The sequence below is a fragment of the Novosphingobium sp. PhB57 genome (genome assembly GCF_004342985.1).
Lineage (GTDB): Bacteria > Pseudomonadota > Alphaproteobacteria > Sphingomonadales > Sphingomonadaceae > Novosphingobium.
The window spans coordinates 188,291-213,595 of the sequence record NZ_SMBO01000001.1 but is presented as its reverse complement, the minus strand read 5'-3'; the positions used below and the strand labels follow the sequence as shown (position 1 = coordinate 213,595).

The window sequence follows — 25,305 nt, the reverse complement described above, 5'->3', positions numbered from 1 at the left end:
CCCGCCCCGTGGAACCACGGGGCGGGCGGGGCTTCGGCCTATCCGGCCGTTGATTTTACGATCTGGACGGTTGCACTTCGCGGAATTTGCGCCAAGGCGCTTCCCAAGCCGGAATCGGCCTACACCAGGAACAGGAATTAGGATTCCCCTATGTCCATTCTCGTCAACAAGAACACCAAGGTCATTACCCAGGGTATGACCGGTGCCACCGGCACCTTCCACACCGAGCAGGCCCTTGCGTATGGTACGCAAATGGTCGCCGGCGTGACCCCCGGCAAGGGCGGCACGACCCACATCGGTCTGCCGAACTACAACACCGTCGCCGAAGCCAAGGCCGCGACCGGTGCGACCGCCACCTGCATCTACGTTCCGCCGCCGTTCGCGGCCGACTCGATCCTGGAAGCGATCGACGCCGAGATGGAACTGATCGTCGCGATCACCGAGGGTATCCCGGTTCTCGACATGGTCCGCGTGAAGCGCGCCCTCTCGGGTTCGAAGTCGCGCCTGATCGGTCCGAACTGCCCCGGCGTCCTGACCCCCGGCGAATGCAAGATCGGCATCATGCCCGGCAGCATCTTCTCCAAGGGTTCGGTGGGCGTCGTTTCGCGCTCGGGCACGCTGACCTATGAAGCCGTGTTCCAGACCACGAACGCCGGCCTCGGCCAGACCACCGCAGTCGGCATCGGCGGCGACCCGGTCAACGGCACCAACTTCATCGACGTCCTGGAACTGTTCCTGGCCGACGACGAGACCAAGTCGATCATCATGATCGGCGAAATCGGCGGCAGCGCCGAAGAAGAAGCGGCCCAGTTCCTCAAGGACGAAGCCAAGCGCGGCCGCAAGAAGCCCATGGCGGGCTTCATCGCCGGCCGTACGGCGCCTCCGGGCCGCCGCATGGGCCACGCCGGCGCGATCGTGTCGGGCGGCCAGGGCGGCGCCGAGGACAAGATCGCGGCGATGGAAGAAGCGGGCATCCGCGTCTCCGCCTCGCCGTCGCTCCTGGGTGAAACCCTTGTGGAAGTCCTCAAGGAACTCGCCTGACCCCAATCCCCCGCGGGCGGCGCGAATCTTCGGATTTGCGCCGCCACGGGACCCACACGCGATCCGGCACGTTCGAGATGCCGGACGCCATGCGAACGAAACGGCCCCCTCTCCATCGGGACCATCGTTCCAGATCTAGCTTGGTAGCGCCGGCCGTTTTCCGGCGCGACAAAAGGTGACACCCGATGGGCGACGAAAGTTTCGACTTCACCCCCGATGATGCCCTCGACGGCCCGCAGGCCGGCCCGAGCTGGCAGCGCAAGAACTGGCCGCTCGTAGGAGCGGAGTTCGAGGACGACCTGACCCAGGGCCTCGACCCCAGCGCGCTCAAGGTCCAGATCGAGAAGGCAGCGGCAAAGGGCGGCCAGAAGGTCGACCAGTCCCGCATAGACGAAGCCGCGGCCGACGCAATCCGCGCCATGATGCTGATCCGCACATATCGCGTGCGCGGTCACCTGGCTGCCGATCTCGATCCGCTCGGCCTCAACCAGCGCCAGCTTCCTGCTGACCTCACCCCCGAATACCACGGCTTCGTAGGCGCCGCGCAGGACCGTTCGGTCTACGTCGGCGGCGCACTCGGCCTGGAGTGGACGACCGTTCGCGAGATCGTGCAGATCCTGCGCGCCAACTATTGCGGCAAGGTCGGCCTCGAATACATGCACATCGCCGATGTCGAGGAACGCCGTTTCCTCCAGGAGCGCATGGAAGGGGCGAACAAGGAAATCGAGTTCACCCCCGAGGGCAAGAAGGCGATCCTTCAGGCCGTCGTGCGCGGCGAGCAGTACGAGAAGTTCCTCGGCAAGAAGTACGTCGGCACCAAGCGCTTCGGCCTTGACGGCGGCGAGGCCATGATCCCGGCGCTCGAAGCCGTGATCAAGTACGGCGGCACGCTGGGCGTGAAGGAAATCGTCTACGGCATGGCCCACCGCGGCCGCCTGAACGTGCTCGCGAACGTCCTTGCCAAGCCCTACAAGGTCATCTTCCACGAATTCTCGGGCGGCACCGCCAATCCCGAGGACGTGGGCGGCTCCGGCGACGTGAAGTACCACCTCGGCACTTCGGCCGACCGCGAGTTCGACGGCATCAAGGTCCACATGAGCCTGATGCCCAACCCCTCGCACCTCGAAACCGTCGACCCGGTCGTGCTCGGCAAGGTTCGCGCCTACCAGGCGATCGCCGACGACATCGGCGACGACATCGGCCCGGGCGCCAAGCACAAGCAGGTGCTGCCGGTCCTCATCCACGGTGACGCGGCCTTTGCCGGCCAGGGCATCATCTGGGAGTGCTTCGGCCTCTCGGGCGTGAAGGGCTACAACACCGGCGGTTGCATCCACTTCATCATCAACAACCAGATCGGCTTCACCACCAGCCCGCAGTTCGCGCGCAACTCGCCCTATCCTTCGGATGTGGCGAAGGGTGTCCAGGCGCCGATCCTGCACGTCAACGGCGATGATCCCGCCGCGGTGACTTTCGCCTGCAAGCTGGCGATCGACTATCGCCAGACCTTCGGCCGCGATATCGTGATCGACATGTGGTGCTATCGCCGCTTCGGCCACAACGAAGGCGACGAGCCTGGCTTCACGCAGCCGCTGATGTACCAGAAGATCCGCCAGCACCCGCCGGTCAGCCAGATCTACGGCGAGCGCCTGAAGCAGGACGGCGTCATCGACGACACCTTCCTGTCGCAGACCGAAGCGGACTTCACCGCCCATCTCGAAGAGCAGTTCGAGGCGGCCAAGACCTACAAGGCCAACCAGGCCGACTGGTTCTCCGGCCAGTGGAGCGGCTTCCACAAGCCTGCCGACCCCGAAACCGCGCGCCGCAACGTCGACACGACGATCGAGAACAAGCTGTTCGACAGCCTCGGCCGTACCCTGACCACGGTGCCCGAAGGCCTGACCGTCCACAAGACGCTGGCCCGCGTGCTCGCGGCGAAGGAAGAGATGTTCAAGTCGGGCGAAGGCTTCGACTGGGCCACGGCCGAGGCGCTCGCCTTCGGCAGCCTCGTCACCGAAGGCTACGGCGTGCGTCTCTCGGGCCAGGATTGCGGCCGCGGCACCTTCTCGCAGCGCCACGCCGTCTGGACCGACCAGACCGACGAGCACAAGTACACCCCGCTCTCGACCCTGCCCCACGGCAAGTTCGAAGTGCTGGACTCGACGCTGTCGGAATATGGCGTGCTCGGCTTCGAGTACGGCTTCGCCAGTGCCGACCCGAAGACCCTGGTCCTCTGGGAAGCCCAGTTCGGCGATTTCGCCAACGGTGCGCAGATCATCATCGACCAGTACGTCGCCTCGGCCGAGTCCAAGTGGCTGCGCGCCAACGGCCTCGTCATGCTGCTGCCCCACGGCTACGAAGGCCAGGGTCCGGAGCACTCGTCGGCACGTCTGGAACGGTATCTGCAGCTCTGCGCGCAGGACAACATCCAGGTCTGCAACATCACGACGCCCGCGAACTACTTCCACGTTCTGCGCCGTCAGATGCACCGTCCGTTCCGCAAGCCGCTGATCATCATGACCCCGAAGTCGCTGCTCCGCCATCCGCTGGCGAAGTCGGCAGCCGCGGAGTTCACCGGCGGCACCTTCTCGCGCATCCTCTCCGACCCCAAGGGTTCGGAAGACGCCGCGACCAAGAAGGTCATCCTGTGCTCGGGCAAGGTCTTCTACGACCTGCTCGAAGCCCGCGATGCAGCCGAGATCGACGATACCCAGATCATCCGCATCGAGCAGCTCTACCCCTTCCCGGGCGAGCCGCTGGCCAAGCGCCTTGCGCGCATGCCGAACCTCGAAGAGGTCGTGTGGTGCCAGGAAGAACCGCAGAACAACGGTGCGTGGTTCTTCGTCGAATCGCAGATCGAGGCCGCTTCGAAGGAAGCCGGCGTCGCCCAGCCGCGTCCGCGCTATGCTGGCCGCAACGCCTCGGCCTCGCCGGCCACCGGCCTCGCCAAGCGCCACGTTGCCGAACAGGCCGCGCTGGTTGCCGACGCGCTGCACCTTTCCGTCCGTTCCGAACTCCGTCGCAAGCAGAAGGCTTGAGATAAATCATGACCACTGAAGTCAAGGTCCCCGTCCTCGGGGAATCCGTCGCCGAAGCCACCATCGGCCAGTGGCTCAAGCAGCCCGGCGAAGCCGTTGCCGCTGACGAGCCCATTGCCAGCCTCGAGACCGACAAGGTCGCGATCGACGTCATGGCGCCCCACGCGGGCGTCATGGGCCAGCAGCTCGTGGCCGAAGGCGACACCGTCGTCGTCGGCGCGCTGATCGCCACGATTGAAGAAGGCACCGGCGCTGCTGCCGCTCCCAAGGCCGCAGCCGCTCCGGCCGCCGCCGCCCCGGCTCCGGCCCCCGCCGCTGCCGCCGTCGCCCCGGCTGCTGCAGCCTCGGACGAAGCTTCGGCCAGTTCCTCGGTCCTCTCGCCGGCCGTGCGCCGCGCGGTCCTGGAGCACGGCATCGATCCGGCCACCATCAAGGGCACCGGCAAGGACGGCCGCATCACCAAGGACGACGTCCTTGAAGCGGCCAAGAACAAGCCCGCCTCGGCGCCTGTCGCTGCTTCGGCTGCCGCTGCTCCGGCCGCGCGCAACGAAGAACGCGTCAAGATGACGCGCCTGCGCCAGACCATCGCCAAGCGCCTGAAGTCCGCGCAGGACAACGCCGCGCTGCTCACCACCTTCAACGACGTCGACATGTCGGCCGTCATCGAAGCGCGTGAGAAGTACAAGGACGTGTTCCAGAAGAAGCACGGCATCAAGCTCGGCTTCATGTCGTTCTTCGCCAAGGCTTCGGTCCTGGCGCTCAAGGACATCCCGGCGGTCAACGCGCAGATCGACGGCGACCAGATCGTCTACCACGACTATGTGGACATCTCGATCGCGGTCTCGGCCCCGAACGGCCTCGTCGTTCCGGTCGTGAAGGACTGCGACAAGCTGGGCTTCGCCGGCATCGAGAAGGCGATCGCGAACTTCGGCAAGAAGGCCAAGGAAGGCACGCTGACCATGGCCGACATGGCCGGCGGCACCTTCACGATCTCCAACGGCGGCGTGTTCGGCGGCCTGATGTCGACCCCGATCATCAACCCCCCGCAGTCGGCCGTGCTCGGCCTGCACCGCATCGAGGACCGCGCCGTGGTTCGCAACGGTGAGATCGTGATCCGCCCGATGATGTACATCGCGCTGTCCTACGATCACCGCCTGATCGATGGCCGCGAAGCGGTCACCGCGCTCAAGACCATCAAGGAAGCGATCGAGGATCCCACCCGTCTCCTCATCGACCTCTGAGTTAAAAGCCCCGCCCGCCCCGAGAAACATCCGGACGGGCGGGGTTTTCACTTGAGCCGAAATGACTATTTTCCGCTCGTGCCCAAAATGTGCGAAGCACGAGCGTACGGAGGCCTGAACAATGGCTGATTACGATTACGACGTCCTTGTCATCGGTGCCGGCCCCGGCGGCTATGTCGCCGCGATCCGCGCCGCGCAGCTCGGTCTGAAGACTGCCTGCGCCGAAGGCCGCGAGACGCTGGGCGGCACTTGCCTCAACGTCGGCTGCATCCCCTCGAAGGCGCTGCTCCACGCTTCGGAATACTTCGAAGCGGCGAAGGTAGGCGGCTCGATGGCCAAGATGGGCATCAAGGTCACCCCCGAACTGGACCTCGACACCATGCAGGGCCAGCGCCTCGATGCGGTGAAGGGCCTGACCGGCGGCATCGAATTCCTGTTCAAGAAGAACAAGATCGACTGGCTGAAGGGCTACGCCCAGTTCAAGGACGCGCACAGCGTCGAAGTGGCCGGCAAGACCGTGACCGCCAAGAACATCGTGATCGCCACCGGTTCCTCGGTCACCCCGCTTCCGGGCGTCGAGATCGACAACGCCGGCGGCGTGGTGGTGGACTCCACCGGCGCGCTGGAACTGAAGGCCGTGCCCAAGAAGATGGTCGTCATCGGCGGCGGCGTGATCGGTCTGGAACTCGGTTCGGTCTGGCGTCGTCTCGGCGCGGAAGTGACCGTCGTCGAATTCCTCGACCAGCTCCTGCCCGGCATGGACGGCGAAGTGCGCCGTGAAGCCGGCAAGATCTTCAAGAAGCAGGGCATGGCCCTGAAGCTGGGCACCAAGGTCACCGGCGTTTCGGTTGAAGGCAAGACCGCCAAGGTTACCGTCGAACCCGCCAAGGGTGGCGAAGCGGAAGTCATCGAAGCCGACGTCGTGCTCGTCTCGATCGGCCGCCGTCCCAACACCGAGGGCCTCGGCCTCGACAAGATCGGGCTGGAACTGAACCAGCGTGCCCAGATCGAGACCGACCACGACTTCGCGACCAAGGTCGACGGCGTCTGGGCCATCGGCGACGTGATCCCCGGCCCGATGCTTGCCCACAAGGCCGAGGACGAAGGCATCGCCGTGGCCGAGAACATCGCCGGCCTCACCGGCATCGTGAACCATGACGTGATCCCGGGCGTGGTCTACACCCAGCCCGAATTCGCAGGCGTCGGCCTCACCGAGGAAGCCGCCAAGGAACGCGGCGCGATCAAGGTCGGCAAGTTCCCGATGCTGGCCAACTCGCGCGCCAAGACCAACCACGAGCCCGACGGCTTCGTGAAGGTGATCGCCGATGCCGAGACCGACCGCGTCCTCGGCGTGTGGTGCATCGCCTCGGTGGCGGGCACGATGATCGGCCAGGCCGCGCAGGCCATGGAATTCGGCGCGACCTCGGAAGACATCGCCTACACCTGCCACGCGCACCCGACCCATTCGGAAGCGATCAAGGAAGCGGCCATGGCCGTGCTGGGCAAGCCGATCCACATCTGATCGGCCCCCCACCTTCGAAGGCTAGGAAAGGCCGGCGGTGCGAAAGCATCGCCGGCCTTTTCGTTTCCAATCGTTCCAGAAACGCACCGTAGGCATCCAAGGACCGAGGCTCGACCAGACAGGGAACTTCAATCACCGGAAACCAGCGGGACACGTTGGCCTGCTACCCCTCATGCTCAAGAATTAAGCAGAACATGCCTTGTTTTTAGGCACCATGAGAGGATGTAAGACGTGAGCCTCCTTGCCCTGACCGCCGCCGCCGCCCTCACCGCCGCTCCTGCCACGGCCCATAGTGTGCAGATCGACCACCACGGCGCCAGCTATGCGGTCGACTACGTCACGCACGTCGAAACCCGCTCCAAGGCCATCGGCATCTCGCCGCCCACCCGTCCCAGTTCGCGGCGCTGCATCGTCAGCGCGGACGTCTCGGTCGAGCGCCGCATCCAGCCTGCGGGCGGCGGCCGGGCGATCACCACGCGCCTGCCGGAAACCCGCACGTTCACCCAGAACCATCCGGGCGACTGCCGTTCTGATGGCAAGGACGCGGCAAAGCTCGTTGCCGGAAAGTCCGACGCCATCGGCGCCCATGTCCGCAAACTCGCCTCGGCCGATCACCACGACACCCTGGCCGCCATCGACGCTGCCCGCGATTTCGCCGTGAACTGAAAACAGGCTACACGCCCGCGATTTCGCCGTGAACTGAAAACAGGCTACACGCCCGCGAATGAACCGTTATCTGATTCCGGCGGCCCTTTCGGCCGCCGCTGCCGCCACGATGGCCGCCTCCAGCGAGGCTCAGGCCCAGACTGCCTCCCCCACCTTCTCCCTCGAAGCCACCACTGACCTGCGCGAACGCGGCCTGAGTTGGAGCGACGGCAAGCCCGCCCTGTCAGCCGATGCCACCGTCCCCTTGTCCCAGAGCGTCACCCTCGACCTCGGTGCCGCAAGCCTGCGGGACAGCGCGAGACATGGCGGCGCCGACCTCGGCCTGACCGCGGCGCCGGAAATCTCGCTGCTGTCGCGCGGGGGCTGGACGCTGTCGGCAGGCGCCACCGGCCATGTCTTCGTAGGCGCCTCCGGCCTCAGCTACGGCGAACTGAACTCCACGCTGGCCTACGCCATCGGCCCGGCGCAACTGGCCTTCGGCGCCAGCTTCGCGCCCTCGCAGAAGGCCATCGGCGGCAGCGACCTCTACCTTGAGGGCAATGCCGCGCTGGGCGTTCCCGGCACGGCGCTTACCGTCTATGGCGGCGGCGGGTACAGCACCGGCTCGACCCGCGACGACGCCCTGGCGGCCGACCGCGTGCGCCGCCTGCGTCCGGGCGGCAGCTATTGGGACTACTATCTCGGCGTCGAGCACCAGATGGACCGGCTCGCGCTGGGCCTGCGCTATACCGGCACTTCGATCGGCGACGACCTGGCCGCCGGCAGCGGCACCGGCCGCTATCTCGATCGCGACACCGGCTCACGCCTGGCTGCCTACTTGCGCTTCACGCCCTGATCCGCTGACCCCGACGCGCGAAAGCGCCGCGCCCGGTACCGATTGGAACCACGCCATGTCTCGGGTATTGTCCCAGTCCAAGGGGACATATCCGGGGCATCCACGCGATGAGGACAGGAAGAGCCTGCACAGCGGGCGGTGCGACCACGCTAACGCCGATCGTGCGAGCCATGACGCTTGCCCTCTGCCTGCCGCTCGCGCTGGCGGGCTGCAAGCGCGGCATGGATGACAAGCCGCCGCCCCGGGCCAACGATGCGATCACCATCGAGCCTCAGGCCTCGCTCATCACCGTACCGATCCACGCCGACGTCACCGGGCTTGCCGCCGCGCTGGAAAAGGAAATCCCCCGCCGGCTCTGGTCGATCGACCGCCCCGAAACGCCCTGCGTGCCCTCGAAGCGGGTGAAAGTGGTCTTCGTCAAGATCAAGACGCCCACGATCAAGTGCCGCATCGTCGGCGAAGTGAACCGCGGGCCGCTGCGCATGACGGGCAAGGGACGCGACATCCTGCTCAGCATGCCGCTTCATGCCGTGGTGCGGGCCGAGGACATCGGCGGCGTGCTCAAGCGCGAGACCGCTACGGCCGATGCCAATGCCCATGCCACGATCCGGCTAAAGCTGGGATCGGACTGGACGCCGCGCGGCACCGTGGACATCCGCTATGACTGGACGAACGCACCCCACCTCGATTTCCTGGGCCAGCGCATCGAATTCACCGATCAGGCGGACAGCAAGCTCAAGCCGGTGATCGCCCGGCTGGAGCGCACCCTGCCCGGCCACCTGGCCCGTCTGGAACTGCGCCCCCAGATCGAGCGCGCCTGGGCCTCTGCCTTCACCTCACTGCTGCTGAACGAGAAGAATCCGCCCGTATGGATGCGGGTAACGCCCGAGGAACTGCAGTACGGCGGCTACGAACTCCAGGGCAATCGCCTGCTGCTGCGGCTCGGCCTCAAGACACGGACGGAGACGTTCATCGGCGACCGGCCGACAGACCCCACGCCGAAGCCCCTGCCCCCGGTGCGGCCGCTGGAAGACGAGGCCGGCAAGCTGGCCTTCTTCATTCCCGTCATTGCCGACTATCGCCAACTGGAGCCGGTGCTGATGCGCGCACTGCGCAAGCGCGCCCAGCGGCCTTTCGACGTGCCGCACCTCGGCCCACTTATCGCGGATTTCCAGAAGGCGACGATCTACGGCACCAACGGCGGGCGCATTGCCGTGGGCGTCACGTTCAGCGCGCGCGACAAGGCCGGCCGCATGAAGCCCGCGCACGGCACCGTCTGGATGACCGCCACCCCGGTTAACGCCGAGAATTCGCGCAAGGTGGACTTCGCCGACTTCCACGTCAGCGGCACCACCGACGCCGTGGGCGGAGACCTGTTGCTGCGGATCGCCAATGCCCCCGGCATGTCGGCCACGCTGGCGCTCGCCCTCGGCCAGAACTTCGAGCACGACTACCAGGAACTTCTCGGCAAGATCGCCCGCGCCATCGACGACAAGCGCGAAGGGGATTTCATGATCCGCGCGCAAGTCCGCCAGGCCCGCACCGGCCGGATCCAGGCCAGCGGCAAGGGGCTATACCTGCCCGTGTCCGCCCAAGGCACCGCTTCAATCGTGCTGCGCCCGCAAGGCCATACCCCCAGGCCCTGACAGCGTCTCGATTCTGGACGGATCCGGGGGGATTTGCGCCAGAAAGGGACGGTTTCACTTTACGACGCCCTTGACGTGCAAACGATTTTATACAGAGTTGTCTGACGAACCTAACGCAACCAGAAGAACACGGGGATCGCTTGCAGGCAGTACTTTGCTCCGGCCACGGAGGCAGCCCCTTGCTCACGTTCGGGGAAGCACCCGATCCGGACGTCGCGGCGGACATGGTCCTTATCCGCGTCGAACTCGTTTCCATCGAAGCCATCGATCTCGTCAAGCTGGCGCTCTACCGCCGCGGGCTCATCGAGGTTCCCGGCTGCGGCGTCGTCGGCTGCCAGGCGAGCGGCACGATCGTGGCCGTCGGCGCCGAAGTCAGCCGCTTCAGCGTCGGGGACCGCGTGGTGGCCTATCACGGCTGCGGCAGCCATGCCGAACTCTTCGCCGCTCCCGAAGCCTCGACCTGGCACTTGCCGGACGGGCTGGACCCGGGCATCGGCGCCGCCGCGCCCTTCACCCTGGCCGCCACGCATGACACGCTGAATGCACGCGGCCGGTTGCAGGCCGGCGAGACGATCCTCATCAACCACGTCACCAGCAGCCTGGGCATCATCGCCCTGCAACTGGCGCTGGCGGCCGGCGCGCGGGTGATCGGCATCGCCCGCGATCCGTTCTGCCACGAACGCCTGCGCAAGATCGGCCTGGTCGACATGCTCAGCGCGGGCCGGGACGACGTGATCGCCGGATGCCTGGAACTGACCGGGGGCCGCGGCGTGGATTTCGTATTCGACGTCAGCGCGGGCGAGCGCTTTGCACAGCTCGCGCGGCTGGTCGTACCGGGCGGCCGCTATGCGGCGCTTTCGGCCACCGGGATGTTGACCGACATCGGCTACGGCATGGACGGCGCGGCGCCGGAACTCCATCGCCTGACGATCATGCCCGCCGCCCCGATGCGCGATCCCGAAGTCCACGCCCAGGTGGCGAGGATGCTGGAGCGCATCGCCGGCGGCGACCTGCTATTGCCGATCGAGCACGAATTCGCGCTCTGCGAGGCCGCCGAGGCCTATGAATTCATCCTCGGCGGGCGGCCGTTCGGGCACGTCGTCATGCGCCCCTGAGGGCCAGACCCCGTCAGGATGGATACTCAAACCCCGTCGGGATAAACGTGCTCAAACCCCGTCCGGGTAGACGGGGCGGATGTCCACGGGCAGTTCGTCCATGCTGGCGATCACCGCTTCGGCCTGCGGGTCCAGCTTCGCCCAGCACGCCATGAAGGCCTTGGTGCCCTCGTAGTCGCCCTTGGCCTGGAGCATCAGCATGTCGTGCAGGAGGTCGCGCAGGCCGGCTTCCATCTTCGCGTCGTCAAACGTGTAGCGCTTCGTCGCCGCGTCGTAAGTGAAGGCACCCTTGGCGCGCAAATAGCCGTACTGAAGCGCCGCGCCCTTGCCATGCGCCTCCACCGCGCCGAAACGCACCGCGCGGAAGATCCCGGCGACATAAGTGGCGAACAGCTGCGGCCGTTCGGCGGCGGGAATTTCGCCCTTCTTCATCATCAGCAGGATGTCCCAGACCCCCGCGACGTCGGCCTTGGCTTCCTCGATCGCCGAGTTCTGCTCCTTGAGCGCCTTGTCGACCGTGGTGGTCTGCCCATTCACGACGATCGTGCCCGGCCCCAGGCTGTGCGACAATTCGTGGAACAGCGTTTCCAGCTGCATGTACTTGCGGTCGACCAGGCCCGCCTGTGCCGGCACCAGCACGAGCGCGCCCATCGGCTTCAGGATGCGCTCGAACTTGGCGCCCAGCACGTTGGACAGGATCACCTTCTTCGCACCCTTGGCCTCGCGCACGCGCTCGTCGTTGGGGAGGTTGAAGGCCACCGTCTGCGGCCCCGGCACGTTGTCTCCGCCGCCGCGGATCTGCTCGGCCACGGCGATCGGGCTTTCGAAACCGCGCTGGAAGTTCTTGTATTCCTCCGCGATCGGCAGGTTCGCCTCCATGTCGCGCAAGTAGTTCTTGTACTTGGCGAGCGAGGCCGATTCCTCCGGGTCCTTCAGCGTCACGAAGCTCTCGAACGAGGTTTTTGCACCCATCAGCCGATCGGTATAGACCTCGTAAGGCCCGATAGCGACTTCGATCGGCGTGTCCTTCAGGTCCATCCAGGCCAGTTCGCTGGCATAGTAGTCATCCGTGCGGAAGGCCTTGGCGCGCAGCGAGAGGAACGTCTTGAGGCTGGCATTGCTGGTCCGCGCCGCCGCCTGGTCGAGAAGCTGCGCCGCCGGCTCCAGCCACTCCTTGTAGGCCACCGAATAGGGCACCGCGACCAGCTTCGCGCCGTCACGGCGAACCACCGTATAAGGGCTGGTCAGCGCCGCCTTCTGCTCGGGATGGGCCGTCAGATAGGCCTCGAAATCGGCGCGCGTCAGGTCTTCGGGATAGAAGCCGGCGCCTTCCGGCATCGGCGTCGTGCCCCAGAACGGATGCAGGTCGGCCAGTTCGTCCCAGGGACCGAAATTGCGGTCGAACATTTCCACCAGCAAGTCCCGGTCGGCCCGGCGGTTCATCGAGATCGCGCCGCGGACCTGCGGATTCTCGGCATAACGCTGGCGCAGGTAGACCGCGCTCATCAGGTCGGACGCCTTGATGAGCAGGTTCACCACGTCCCGCTCCTCGGCAGAAAGGAACTTCGTGTCCACCTCCATCGGGATCGTCGCCAGCTTCGCCTTCTGCGCGGCAAGATCGTAGGCCGGCTCGGCCGCGAGGACCGGTACCGAAACGAGGCTGGTCGCAGCGAGAAGCGCGGGGGCGAGGAGGAATTTGGGCATGATCGGGTCCGTATGGTGGGATTTGTCGGGGCGGACCCTAGGCTTCCTGTCCCGGGAAGAAAAGGCAGAAGCAGGGGAGCAATGCCCCCTGCGCCCCCGGGAATGTCGAAGTCATGTCCAGCCTATCCGTCTGGCGCCCACGGCTGCGTCAGAAGACTTGATGGCTCCGCCGCAAGGAGCGCACCACGGGCAGGCAGCGCGCGAGGCTGACATTCCGAGGGTCCGGGGGATCATCCCCCGGGTCTTCCCTCTCTTCAAACGCCTTCCAGCAACCGATCCGCCTGCGCCCGCGCCTCTGCCGTCACTTCCGCGCCGGAGAGCATCCGCGCGATCTCTTCCTTGCGCTCGCCCTCGTCCAGCAGCGCCACCGAAGTGCGCGTCACGGTGCCCTCGCTGGATTTGGCGATCATGTAGTGCCGCCGCCCCCGCGCCGCGACTTGCGGGCTGTGAGTGACGGCCAGGAGCTGCCCTTCCGAGGCGAGCCGCGCCAGACGCTCGCCGATCGCGCTGGCCACCGCACCGCCCACGCCCCGGTCGATCTCGTCGAAGATCACCGTGGCCGCACCGCCCTCTTCCGCCAGCGCCACCTTGAGTGCGAGGATGAAGCGCGAAAGCTCGCCGCCCGAGGCGATCTTGGCGAGCGGCGCGAAGTCGGCACCCGGGTTGGTGCTGATGAGGAATTCCACCGCATCCATGCCCTGCGCGCCCCAGCGCTCCTCGGGCAGGCGGATCACCGAAGTCTGGAAACGCGCGGCATCGAGCTTGAGCGGCGCCAACTCCGCGGCCACGGCCTTGTCGAGCCGCTTGGCGGCCGAACGGCGAAGATCGTGGAGCGCCTCGGCCTGCTCGCGGTAGACCAGCGCCGCCTTCTGCGCGCTGCGTTCCAGCCCGGCGACATGTTCTTCCCCGCCCTCGATGGCATCGAGCGCGCTGCGCATCTCGCGCATCTTCTCCGGCAGGTCATCCACCTGGCAGCCCTGCTTGCGCGCGGCGGCGCGAAGGTCGAACAGGCGGGTCTCGATGCGGTCGAGTTCGTCGGGATCGAAAGCCAGGGCCTCGGCGGCGTGGTCCAGGCGGTCTTCCGCTTCGCTGGCCTCGATCACCGCGCGGTCGAGCGCTTCCAGCGCCTCGGCCAGCAGCGGATGCTCCCCGGCGATGCGGTCTAGCCGGCGCGATGCCCCGCGCAAGGTTGCCAGCGCCGAATCGGAGCCGGTCCACAGGTGCTGCAGCGCCACGAGATCGTCGGACAGCTTCTCGCCCTTCTGCATCCCGGCACGCGCCTCGGCGAGTTCTTCCTCCTCGCCTTCCAGCGGCGAGAGAGCGTCCAGCTCGGCCAGGTGCGCCAGGAGGAGGTCCTGGTCCTCGGCCGCCTTGGCGACTTGCGCACGGGCGGCATCGAGCGCGTTCTGGGCGCTGCGCCAGGTCTTCCAGGCCGCTTCCACTCCGGCCACGTCACCCCCGGCGAACCGGTCGAGCAACGCGCGGTGGCCCTTGGAATTGACGAGACCGCGATCGTCGTGCTGGCCGTGGATCTCCACCAGCGCAGGCGCGATCTCGCGCAGCAGGGCGACGCCCACCGGCTGGTCGTTGAGGAAGGCGCGGCTGCCGCCGTCGGCCTTGAGCTGGCGCTTGAGGATCAGCGGCTCGCCCGGCTCGATGTCGATATCGGCATCGTCGAGCACGGCGCGGACATGGGCGGGAAGCTGGGGAAACTCGAAACTGGCGGTCACCGTGGCGCGGCCTTCGCCGGCGCGGACGAGGCCGCTGTCGGCGCGGTTGCCGATGACGAGGCCGAGCGCGTCGAGCAGGATCGACTTGCCCGCGCCGGTCTCACCGGTGAGAACGCCCAGTCCCCTGGCGAAATCCAGGTCGAGCGCTTCGATCAGCACGATGTTGCGGATGGAGAGGCGGTTCAGCATGTTCGCGATCCGTTCTAACGAAAACCGTGCCGCCCGTCACGCCTCTTCGTGCGCCCGCCTTCCTGCCGGCTCGGCGCAAGCACGGCAGGCCTCTCGGGAATGCCGCAAGGGCACCCCCGAGGCAACCGTCAGGTCAGGTTGCTGGGCGCGTTCTTGTTCATCAGCTTGTAGGCGCGTTCGTACCACTTGCTGCTGGGATAGTTGTGTTCGAGCACGGCGGCGGCCTTCTGCGCTTCCTCGGGAACGCCGAGCGCGAGGTAGCCTTCCACCAGGCGGAACAGCGCTTCGGGCGCGTGGCTGGTGGTCTGGAAATTGTCGACCACGTTGCGGAAGCGCAGCGTTGCCGCCAGCCACTTGCCGCTGGCCTCGTAGCCGCGGCCGATGGTCATTTCCTTGCCCGCAAGGTGATCGTTCACGAGGTCGATCTTCAGCTTGGCGTCCGAGGCGTAGGACGTGCCGGGGTAGCGGCGCATCACGTCGGTAAGGGCCTGCTTGGCCTGCTCGGTGGTCTTCTGGTCGCGCGTCACGTCGCTGATCTGTTCGTAGTAGCAGATCGCGATCAGGTAGTAGGCGTAAGGCGCGTCCTTGTTGCCCGGGTGGATCGAGAGGAAGCGCTGCGCCGACTGGATCGACTTGGTATAGTCACGCGAGGCGTAATAGCTGAAGGCGCTCATCAACTGGGCGCGGCGGGCCCAGGGGGAATAAGGGTGCTGGCGCTCGACTTCGTCGAACAGCGCGGCGGCCTGGCGGGTGCGGCCCTGGTTCAGGCGCTCCTGCGCGGCGGCGTAGAGCGTGTCCACGTCGCGGGCGACATAGGCAGTATCCTTGTTGCCGCCTCCGCGTCCGGCACATCCGGCAGTCAATACGAGCGCCCCGGTAGCGGCGGCAGCGAGGGCGATCTTGAAGCGCGAACGTTCGAACATGCGCCGGTCTATAGCCAGCGCTTTGCTGAACGCCAAGTGAAGTTGCAGGACGTTACGCACAAGAGCGTTGCGCCGATCCTCTCCCCGTCCAACCCCGGCCCCTCATGAAGCGGCGTCAATCGCAGAAATACTCGGATTCAGGGCGGTTTGGCGGTTGTGCCGAGCGCCGTCCCTGCCATAGTCGCGGGAACATGGCCGGCACCAACGCACTCTCTTCCCCCGTCATGTCCGACGCGCTCGTGATCCTGGGCGCCGCGGGCATCGTGATTCCCGTCTTCAACCGATTCCGCATCACCCCGGTGATCGGGTTCATCCTGGTCGGCCTGCTGGTCGGTCCGTTCGGTCTCGGCCGGCTGGTCTTCGACCATCCCTGGCTGTCCTGGGTGACCATAACCGACCCGGACGGGCTGGAGATATTCGCCGAGTTCGGCATCATCCTGCTGCTGTTCTCGATCGGGCTGGAGCTGTCCTTCGGCCGATTATGGGCCATGCGGCGCTTCGTCTTCGGGCTGGGCTCGCTCGAACTCATCCTGACCGGCAGCGCCCTCACCTTCTTCTTCGCCGCGATCGGACAGGGCTTTTCGGGTGCCATGGCGCTCGGACTGGCGCTGGCGCTGTCCTCCACGGCGCTGGTGCTGAAGATGACGGACACCACCACCCCGGTCGGCCGCGCCGCCCTGGCGATGCTGCTGTTCGAGGATATCGCCCTCGTCCCCATCATCTTCCTGCTCGGCGCGTTGGCGCCCCATGCCAAGGGCGCGGGCATGGACGAACTGGTCCACACGCTCGTCTGGGGAACACTGGTGGTCACCGCCCTGCTGGTGCTCGGCCGCTACCTGCTGCCGCCACTCTTCGCCCAGGCCGCGCGCACCAAGAGCCCGGAGCTGTTCCTGGCCGCCAGCCTGCTGGTGGTGATCCTGGCCTCGCTGGCGACCGGCGCCACCGGCCTCTCGCCCATCGTCGGCGCGCTGGTGGCCGGCCTGCTGATCGCCGAGACCGAATATCACACCGAGGTCGAGCAGATCATCGAGCCGTTCAAGGGCCTTGCCCTCGGCGTGTTCCTGATCACCATCGGCATGAGCATCGACTTGCGCGTCGTGTGGGAAAACCTGGCCTCGATCCTGATCGCCACCGTCGGCGTGATCCTGCTCAAGTCCACCGTCACCGGCCTGCTGCTGCGCATGATGGGCGCCCGGCGCGGCACCGCGACCGAGACCGGCATCCTCATGTCGAGCCCTTCGGAAACCACCTTGATCGTGCTCAGCGCCGCGGGCGCCGCGCAGCTCATCCAGCCCGGCACCGCGATGTTCTGGCAGATCGTCACCGCGCTGGGGCTGACGGTGACGCCGCTGCTCTCCATGATCGGCAAGGTCCTGGCGCGGCAGGTGGACAGCGTGGAAACGCCGCACCAGCCCGCCGAAGCGCCCGACAAGCCCCGCGTCCTCATCATCGGCTTCGGCCGCGTCGGCCGGCTCGTCGCCGACATGCTGGCACGCCACGGCCGTCCCTACCTGGCGGTGGACAGCAATACCGATCTCGTCACCGACGGGCGCCGCCACGGCTACACGGTCGCCTTCGGCGATGCCGGCCGGGGAGACGCCATGCTGCGCTTCGGCGCGGCGGGCGCGGCGGCAGTGATCCTGACCATGGACGAGCCGGTCACCGCCCAGCGCATCGTCCGCAAGCTGCGGGCCGATTTCCCCGAACTGCCGATCATCGCCCGTGCCCGGGATGCCGAACACGCCGCCGTGCTCTACCGCGCCGGTGCCACGCATGCCGTGCCCGAAACGCTCGAAAGTTCGCTGCAGCTCTCCGAAGCCGCGCTGACCGAGATCGGCGTGGCCATGGGTCCGGTCATCGCCTCGATCCACGAAAAGCGCGACGAATTCCGCGAGCAGATCATGGAACAGGGCGGGCTTTCCCAAAAGCCGGCGCTCAAGTCGAGCCAGTTACGAGAGCCTGAGAAGGCCTAGTTCACGGGCCTGCTCAGCGCCGCGGCGTCAACCGGCTCGCGGCTCGAACACCGACCACCCGGTGCGCTGGACGAGCCGCTCCAGCGCCATCTGGCCAAGCTGGGAATTGCCGCTCTCGTTGAGCCCCGGCGACCAGACCGCCATGCTGGCGATCCCGGGCGCGACCGCAAGGATGCCGCCGCCCACCCCGGACTTGCCCGGAAGGCCGATCCGGTAGGCGAAGTCGCCCGAGTTGTCGTAATGGCCGCAGGACATCATCAATGCGTTTATGCGCCTGGCCCGCTTCTCGCTGATCACCCGGTGCCCGTCCGACCGGCCGCCGTTCATCAGGTAGCGCCCCGCCAGCGCCAGTTGCCGGCAGCTCATGGTCAGCGCGCAGAAATGGAAATAAGTGCCCAGCACGCGTTCCACCTCGCCCCGGACATTGCCGAAGGCCCGCATGTAATTGGCCAGCGCGCGGTTGCGGAAACCCGTGGCACTCTCCGCCGCCGCCACGACTTCGTCGATGGCGATGGTATCGTCACCCGCCAGTTCGCGCACGAAGCGCAGCAACTGCCCGATCGCCTCGCGCGGCTCCAGGCGGCCAAGCAGCACGTCGGTCACGACGATGGCCCCGGCATTGATGAAAGGATTGCGCGGAATGCCGTGCTCGGTTTCGAGCTGCACGATCGAGTTGAAGGCGCTGCCCGAAGGCTCGCGCCCCACGCGCTCCCAGAGCTGATCGCCTACGGCCCCAAGCGCCAGGGTAAGCGCGAAGACCTTGGAGATCGACTGGATCGAGAACGGCTCGTCGGCATCGCCCGCGACGTGGACGGCGCCGTCCGCCATGACCACCGCCAGCCCGAACTTGTCGAGCGGCACCTGGGCCAGCGGCGGGATATAGTCGGCGACCGCGCCGCGGCTGCCGACTTCGCGCATTTCTTCCGCCACTTCGGTGACGATGGCGGCAATCGGCGACATTGATGCCCCTTCCCCGTCTTCCCGGATCAAGTCCGGGACGACGCGCGCATTACCCCGCCAGTACGGCCTTCACCGCGGCAATGGCATCGGCAGCCTTGTCGCCGTCCGGACCGCCGCCCTGGGCCATGTCGGCACGGCCGCCGCCGCCTTTGCCGCCCAGTGTCTCCACGCCCTTGCGGACGAGGTCGACGGCGCTGATCGTGCCCATCAGGTCTTCGGTCACGGCCGCCGCGATCGAGGCCTTGCCCTCGTTCACCGCGACGATCGCGGCGACGCCCGAGCCCATGCGCTGCTTGGCCTGATCGAGCAGTCCGCGCAGTTCCTTGGGATCGAGGCCTTCGAGCACCTGGCCCGAGAACTTCACGCCGCCCACTTCCTCGTCGGCCGCCTCGCCCTTGGCGCCGCCGCCGCCAAGGGCGAGCGCCTTCTTCGCTTCGGCCAGCTCGCGCTCCAGCTTGCGGCGCTCGTCGAGCAGCGCGGCCACGCGGGCCTCGACGTCTTCCGGCGTGGTGCGCAGCGCGCTGGCCGCAGCCTTGAGGGCTTCCTCGCGGGCCACGAGCCACTGGCGCGCGCCTTCGCCGGTCAGCGCCTCGATACGGCGAACGCCCGAGGAGACTGCGCTTTCCGACACGATGCGGAACACGCCGATGTCGCCGGTGGCGCGCACATGGGTGCCGCCGCAAAGCTCGACCGAATAGTTGCGCTCGCCCGCTTCCGACTTGGCGCTGCGGCCCATCGAGAGCACACGCACTTCATCCCCGTACTTCTCGCCGAACAGCGCCATGGCACCCGCTTCGATCGCATCGTCGGGCGTCATCAGGCGGGTGAGCACGGGATCGTTGGCGCGGATTTCCGCGTTCACTTCGGCTTCGATCGCCGCAATGTCCTCGGCGTCGAGCGCCTTGGGGTGCGAGAAGTCGAAGCGCAGGCGCTCGGCCGCGACCAGCGAGCCCTTCTGGGTGACGTGATCGCCCAGGCGGTTACGCAGCGCGGCATGCAGCAAGTGCGTGGCCGAGTGGTTGGCGCGCACGGCATCGCGGCGCTCGACATCGACCGTGAGGTTGACGGCGTCGCCCACCTTGATCGTGCCGGCTTCCACGGTGCCGCTCATGGCATGGAGACGGCCGAGCGGCTTCGCGGTGTCGACGATGGCGATCTTCAGGCCGCCGGCGCCGGCAATCGTGCCGCGATCGCCTTCCTGGCCGCCCGATTCGCCGTAGAACGGCGTCTGGTTGGTCAGCACGACCACCTGCTCGCCGGCGGTGGCCGACTGGACTTCCTTGCCGTCCTTCACCAGGGCCACGACCTGGCCTTCGCCGGTGGTCGAGGCATAGCCGGTGAACTCGCTGGCGCCTTCGCGCTCGGCGATGTCGAACCAGACTTCGCTGTCCGCTGCCTGGCCCGAACCCTTCCACGCGGCGCGGGCGGCGGCCTTCTGCTGGGCCATGGCGGCATCGAAGCCTGCACGATCCACGGCGATGCCGCGCGAACGCAGGGCGTCCTCGGTAAGGTCGTAAGGGAAGCCGAAAGTGTCGTAGAGCTTGAACGCGGTCTCGCCGGGCAGTTCGCCGCCCTCGCCCATGTCGCCGGTCGCTTCGTCCAGCAGCTTGAGGCCGTTGGCCAGGGTGCGGCGGAACTGCACTTCCTCGCGCTCCAGGGTTTCCTCAATCAGCGGCTGCGCGCGGCCGAGTTCCGGATAGGCCTGGCCCATTTCGGCCACGAGCGCCGGCACCAGGCGGTGCATCAGCGGATCGCGGGCGCCGAGCAGGTGCGCGTGGCGCATGGCGCGGCGCATGATGCGGCGCAGGACATAGCCGCGGCCCTCGTTCGAGGGCAGCACGCCGTCCGCCAGCAGGAAGCTGGTAGAGCGCAAGTGGTCGGCGATCACGCGGTGGCTGGCGCGCTGCTCGCCCTCGGCGGCGACGCCGGTGAGGCTTTCGGAAGCAGCGATCAGGGCCTTGAAAGTGTCGATGTCGTAGTTGTCATGCACGCCCTGCATGACCGCCGAAATGCGTTCGAGGCCCATGCCGGTGTCGATCGAGGGCTTGGGCAGGTTGCCGACGATTTCGCCGGCCGACTGCTCGAACTGCATGAACACGAGGTTCCAGATCTCGATGAAGCGGTCGCCGTCTTCTTCCGGCGATCCCGGAGGGCCGCCCCAGATGTGGTCGCCGTGGTCGAAGAAGATTTCCGAGCACGGGCCGCACGGGCCTTCGTCGCCCATCGCCCAGAAGTTGTCCTTCGTGGGGATGCGGATGATCTTCGATTCCGGCAGGCCGGCGATCTTCTTCCAGAGATCGAAGGCTTCGTCATCGGTGTGATAGACGGTGACCAGCAGCTTATCGACCGGAAGGCCCCATTCCTTGGTCAGAAGGGTCCAGGCGTGCGTGATCGCCTGTTCCTTGAAGTAGTCGCCGAAGGAGAAATTCCCCAGCATCTCGAAGAAGGTATGGTGGCGCGCGGTGTAGCCGACATTGTCGAGGTCGTTGTGCTTGCCGCCGGCGCGAACGCACTTCTGCGAGGACGTGGCGCGCGGCGCGAAGGGCGTTTCAAGACCCGTGAACACGTTCTTGAACGGCACCATGCCGGCGTTCACGAACATCAGCGTCGGATCGTTGTAAGGAACGAGCGGCGCGGACTGAACGGCCTCGTGACCATTGCTGGCGAAATAGTCGAGGAAGGACCGGCGGATTTCGTTGGTCGTGTGCATGACCCGCGCCGATAATCCAGCGAAGCGGCGGCGGCAAGCGGCTTGCTGCGGTCAGACTGTTCGGTTCTCGCGATAAGCGGCAGCCACTTTGGGGGTGTTGCAAGCGTGCCACGGGTTTTGGCTGCTTCTCGTCCCGGACTTGATCGGAGATCGCCGGCAGTCCTTGAGGCGCGCGTTAGCGCCAGGGCGCCTTGCCGTGCGGTGGGCTGCTCATGGCCAGCGGTCCCGGATCAAGTCCGGGAAGGCGGGCTCCCATGTAGGGGCTTAAAACAAAAACCCCGGCGCGATGGCCGGGGTTTTCTTCGTTCTGCGGGGACACGCAGATTTATTCGGCCCGGATTTGTTCGGCCCAGACTTACTCTGCCCAGACTTACTCCGCGTCGTCTTCCGCCGAGGGGCCGACCATCATTTCTTCGGCAAGGCCCGCGGTCTGCGCGCGGATGGCCTTTTCGAGACGGTCGGCGACCTCGGTGTTTTCCTTCAGATAGTTCTTCGCATTTTCACGGCCCTGGCCGATGCGGATCGAATCGTAGCTGAACCATGCGCCCGACTTCTCGACGATGCCGGCCTTGACGCCGAGATCGAGGATTTCGCCGATCTTGGAAATGCCCTCACCGTACATGATGTCGAATTCGACCTGCTTGAACGGCGGCGCGACCTTGTTCTTCACGACCTTCACGCGGGTGGCGTTGCCGACGATATCGTCGCGGTCCTTGATCTGGCCGGTACGGCGGATGTCGAGACGGACCGAGGCGTAGAACTTGAGCGCATTGCCGCCCGTGGTCGTTTCCGGGTTACCGTACATGACGCCGATCTTCATGCGCAGCTGGTTGATGAAGATCACCATGCAGCGCGAGCGGCTGATCGAGCCGGTCAGCTTGCGGAGCGACTGGCTCATCAGGCGAGCCTGGAGGCCCACGTGGCTGTCGCCCATCTCGCCCTCGATTTCCGCGCGGGGGACCAGCGCGGCAACCGAGTCGACCACCAGCACGTCGATCGCGTTCGAACGGACCAGGGTGTCCGTGATTTCGAGCGCCTGTTCGCCGGTATCGGGCTGCGAGACGATCAGTTCATCGATGTTGACGCCCAGCTTCTTGGCATAGACCGGATCGAGCGCGTGTTCGGCGTCGATGAAGGCAGCGGTGCCGCCCGACTTCTGGGCTTCGGCAATGACATGAAGGGCGAGCGTGGTCTTGCCCGAGCTTTCCGGCCCGTAGACTTCGATCACGCGGCCGCGCGGAAGACCACCGACCCCCAGCGCGATGTCCAGTCCCAGCGAGCCGGTGGAGATCGCTTCGACCTGCATCGCCTCCTTGGAACCCAGCTTCATCGCGGAGCCCTTGCCGAACGCCTTGTCGATCTGCGCAAGCGCGGCTTCGAGCGCCTTCTGACGGTCCATGTTGTCCTTTTCCTTGCCTTCCTGGATCAGCTTGAGCTGAGCAGCCATGTCACTTCCCCTTTGCTACCGGCCTGACCGGAAAGGTCAACGTCGCGGGGATCTATGTATCGCCTTTGTTCTCATGGAACAAGAGGGGAACTTCGGCTTATTTCCTATTTTTAACGCCGCCTGCCGTGCGTGCGAGAACATCCCCGACTTTTTCGGAGAGCTGCTGCACCGAGAACGGTTTGGGCATGAACCAGGCATTGGCGATGCCGATTTCCTTGCGCAGCTGCTCTTCGGCATAGCCGGACATGAACAGCACCGGCAGGTCCGGCGCGATGCGGCGGATCTCACGCGCCATGGCCGGGCCGTCGAGCGAGGGCATCACCACATCGGAGACGACGAGATCGAACCGGCCGCCTTCCTCCACCAGTTCGAGGCCTTCCTCGCCGTCGCGGGCGCAGGTCACTTCATAACCCTGCCGCGTCAGCGCGCGTTCGGCGACGATGCGGACGGGATCCTCGTCTTCCACCAGCAGGATCGCGCCGCCCCCGGCCCACTGGCTGGGCTCCGCCTCCGGCTCTTCCACCGGCGAGGGCTCGGGCGCCGCGCCCGGCGCGACGTGATGAACCGGCAGGTAGACCACGAAGCGGGTGCCCCGCCCCGGCTCGCTTTCCGCGAAGATGAAGCCGCCGGACTGCTTGACGATGCCGTAGACGGTGGAAAGGCCGAGGCCGGTGCCCTTGCCCTGTTCCTTGGTCGTGAAGAACGGCTCGAAGATCTTGCCGAGATGCTCGGGAGGGATACCGCCGCCCGTGTCTTCCACGAAGAGCGCGGTATAGTCGCCGGCGGGAATGATCTCGCTGCGCATGGCCCGCACGTCCGTGTTGCTGATGCGGCGGGTTGCGAGCGTCAGGATGCCCGCGCCGTCGCCCTTCATCTGCATCGCATCGCGCGCGTTCACGGCGAGATTGACGATCACCTGCTCCAGCTGCGTGGGGTCGGCGCGAACCGGCCCGAGATCGCGATCGTGACTGACGACGAGCTGGATCTTTTCACCGATCAGGCGGCGCAGCATCTGCGATACGTCCGCCACCACGTCGGGAAGCTGGAGCACTTCGGGGCGCAGTGTCTGCTGGCGCGAAAACGCCAGAAGCTGGCGCGTCAGCGAGGCGGCGCGGTTCGAATTGGCGCGGATCTGCTGGATGTCGTCATAGTCGGAATCCCCCGGCGTATGGCGCATCAGCATGAGGTCGCAGGTGCCCAGGATGGCCGTGAGCACATTGTTGAAATCGTGTGCGACGCCGCCGGCGAGCTGGCCCACGGCCTGCATCTTCGTCGCCTGCGCGACCTGGCGCTTGAGGCGGGTTTCCTCAGACGTGTCGGTCAGCCCGAGAAGCACGGCCGCCTCGCCCAGCCCGCGAACACCGGCAAGGCTGAGGGAAACCGGGTCGTCCGGCTGCGCGGTCAGGCGCACGGCGATGTCGCCGGCAGCGGCGGGGCCCTGCGCGAAACGGCGGATCGCTTCCGAGAGCGCGCGCTTGTCGTCCCGCACGACAAGGTCGGTCGGGTAGCTTGGCGGATGCTGGCCTTCCTGCCCGGCGGCACGCATGAAGGCCGGGTTGGCGAAGAGCAGGCGTCCATCGCGGTCGGCCATGGCGAGGCCGAGCGGCAACTGGCTGAGCAGCGCTTCCAGATGCGGCGCGGCCGTGCCCCCGCCGCCGCCCGCACCGATGCCCTGCCCGGCCTCCACCACCAGCATCAGCGACGGCGTGACGTTGGGATCGGGCTCGACCGGCGATTCGGGGTCGGCAATGGGAACGTGATAGAGCACCAGCGGACCGCCGCGCCCCGCATCGCGGGCCCAGCCGATCCTTTCGCCTTCTTCCTGGCTGATCAGCGAAACGAAATCGAGCCCGGTCATGTCCGAGAGGGCATCGCCCGTCGCGCGCTGGGAAAAGCCGGCGCTGGCGGCCCGGATCATGCCGTCGGGATCGACCACGGCCGCGGAAATGCCTGCCCGCGCTAGGCCCTTGCCGAGCCGGCCGTCGACCTGCCGCACCAGTTCCCCCACGAGATCGACCGCGCTGACGGGCTGGATGCGCCAGACCAGGAAGTCGTCCCCCCGGCCCGAGCGCTGGATTTCCACCCGCCAGTCCGCGGCGGTATCGCCTTCGGTGCGCACTTCGGCGCGGGCATGGCCATCGCGCCAGGCCGCGCGCACGGCATCGGTGAGGCGCTCCATCGCGGCATCGTCGACCGGTAGGCGCGGCGGCGGGTTGGCGGTGCCGAACCAGAGTTCGAAGCTGCCATTGGCGCAGGCCAGGCGGCCGGCGCGATCGGTGACGGCAATGGCCGTATCGGTCCGGTCGATCGCGGCGACGGTGACCGACCAGTCGGGCTGCGCGAATTCGATATCAGACGCTTCGGGCCGACGATTGGCGATCATCCAGGCCAGACTGGCGAAGACCAGCAACGTGCCCGTGAGCACGGCGACCAGCAGGCCGTCCCCGCTCACCAGCCAGACCAGCGCGGCACTGGCCACAAGCGCCAGGCCGACAACGGCGGTGTCCGAAAGGCCGCCCATCCGATTCCGGCTGACGGCCTGCGAAACGCCCGACCGCTGCTGGCCTG

The 25,305-nt window shown here is 66.7% G+C and carries 16 protein-coding genes; 9 read left to right on the top strand and 7 right to left on the bottom strand.

Annotation, left to right across the window (positions count from 1 at the left end; translation table 11 throughout):
• Positions 1–150 precede the first annotated feature (150 nt).
• From sucD to EDF58_RS00840, 8 genes are all read left to right on the top strand, one after another.
• On the top strand, positions 151–1,041 hold the full coding sequence (gene sucD / locus EDF58_RS00875; RefSeq protein ID WP_132261868.1) for a succinate--CoA ligase subunit alpha: 891 nt from the start codon (positions 151–153) through the stop codon (positions 1,039–1,041).
• Positions 1,042–1,226: 185 nt separating this feature from the next.
• Positions 1,227–4,076, top strand: a complete 2,850-nt coding sequence (locus tag EDF58_RS00870) for a 2-oxoglutarate dehydrogenase E1 component (protein WP_132261866.1) — start codon at positions 1,227–1,229, stop codon at positions 4,074–4,076.
• An 8-nt stretch (positions 4,077–4,084) separates the two neighbouring features.
• Complete coding sequence (odhB, locus tag EDF58_RS00865) at positions 4,085–5,317, top strand: 2-oxoglutarate dehydrogenase complex dihydrolipoyllysine-residue succinyltransferase (RefSeq protein WP_132261864.1); 1,233 nt, start codon at positions 4,085–4,087, stop codon at positions 5,315–5,317.
• A 121-nt stretch (positions 5,318–5,438) separates the two neighbouring features.
• Positions 5,439–6,839: a dihydrolipoyl dehydrogenase gene (gene lpdA / locus EDF58_RS00860; protein ID WP_132261862.1), complete on the top strand. Its 1,401-nt coding sequence runs from the start codon at positions 5,439–5,441 to the stop codon at positions 6,837–6,839.
• A gap of 231 nt (positions 6,840–7,070) precedes the next feature.
• The gene (locus tag EDF58_RS00855; protein WP_132261860.1) at positions 7,071–7,505 is read left to right on the top strand and encodes a hypothetical protein; all 435 of its coding nucleotides are present in this window, start codon (positions 7,071–7,073) and stop codon (positions 7,503–7,505) included.
• A gap of 58 nt (positions 7,506–7,563) precedes the next feature.
• On the top strand, positions 7,564–8,340 hold the full coding sequence (locus EDF58_RS00850) for a TorF family putative porin (protein WP_132261858.1): 777 nt from the start codon (positions 7,564–7,566) through the stop codon (positions 8,338–8,340).
• A 170-nt stretch (positions 8,341–8,510) separates the two neighbouring features.
• Positions 8,511–9,986 (top strand): DUF4403 family protein, encoded by a 1,476-nt coding sequence (locus EDF58_RS00845; protein ID WP_132261856.1) that lies wholly within the window; start codon positions 8,511–8,513, stop codon positions 9,984–9,986.
• A gap of 179 nt (positions 9,987–10,165) precedes the next feature.
• Entirely contained in the window at positions 10,166–11,101 is a 936-nt protein-coding gene (locus tag EDF58_RS00840) for a zinc-binding alcohol dehydrogenase family protein (RefSeq protein WP_132261854.1), read from the top strand.
• Positions 11,102–11,152: 51 nt separating this feature from the next.
• Here EDF58_RS00840 and EDF58_RS00835 read toward each other — a convergent pair whose 3' ends face one another.
• The 3 genes from EDF58_RS00835 to EDF58_RS00825 form a co-directional block, all read right to left on the bottom strand.
• Entirely contained in the window at positions 11,153–12,805 is a 1,653-nt protein-coding gene (locus EDF58_RS00835) for a hypothetical protein (protein WP_132261853.1), read from the bottom strand.
• 254 nt (positions 12,806–13,059) lie between these two features.
• Positions 13,060–14,724 (bottom strand): DNA repair protein RecN, encoded by a 1,665-nt coding sequence (gene recN / locus EDF58_RS00830; protein ID WP_132261851.1) that lies wholly within the window; start codon positions 14,722–14,724, stop codon positions 13,060–13,062.
• A gap of 128 nt (positions 14,725–14,852) precedes the next feature.
• Positions 14,853–15,647 (bottom strand): outer membrane protein assembly factor BamD, encoded by a 795-nt coding sequence (locus tag EDF58_RS00825; RefSeq protein ID WP_132261849.1) that lies wholly within the window; start codon positions 15,645–15,647, stop codon positions 14,853–14,855.
• Positions 15,648–15,838: 191 nt separating this feature from the next.
• Here EDF58_RS00825 and EDF58_RS00820 point away from each other — a divergent pair, with 191 nt between their 5' ends.
• On the top strand, positions 15,839–17,620 hold the full coding sequence (locus EDF58_RS00820; protein ID WP_132261847.1) for a cation:proton antiporter: 1,782 nt from the start codon (positions 15,839–15,841) through the stop codon (positions 17,618–17,620).
• Between the two features lie 27 nt (positions 17,621–17,647).
• Here the strand turns inward: EDF58_RS00820 and EDF58_RS00815 are convergent, their stop codons facing one another.
• The 4 genes from EDF58_RS00815 to EDF58_RS00800 all read right to left on the bottom strand — a co-directional run bounded on the left by EDF58_RS00815 (position 17,648) and on the right by EDF58_RS00800 (position 25,258).
• Entirely contained in the window at positions 17,648–18,580 is a 933-nt protein-coding gene (locus tag EDF58_RS00815) for a glutaminase (protein WP_132261845.1), read from the bottom strand.
• Between the two features lie 49 nt (positions 18,581–18,629).
• Positions 18,630–21,290, bottom strand: coding sequence for an alanine--tRNA ligase (gene alaS / locus EDF58_RS00810; protein WP_132261843.1), 2,661 nt, complete (start codon positions 21,288–21,290; stop codon positions 18,630–18,632).
• Positions 21,291–21,660: 370 nt separating this feature from the next.
• Complete coding sequence (gene recA, locus EDF58_RS00805) at positions 21,661–22,737, bottom strand: recombinase RecA (RefSeq protein ID WP_132261841.1); 1,077 nt, start codon at positions 22,735–22,737, stop codon at positions 21,661–21,663.
• A 97-nt stretch (positions 22,738–22,834) separates the two neighbouring features.
• Entirely contained in the window at positions 22,835–25,258 is a 2,424-nt protein-coding gene (locus EDF58_RS00800) for an ATP-binding protein (RefSeq protein ID WP_132264007.1), read from the bottom strand.
• Positions 25,259–25,305 lie beyond the last annotated feature (47 nt).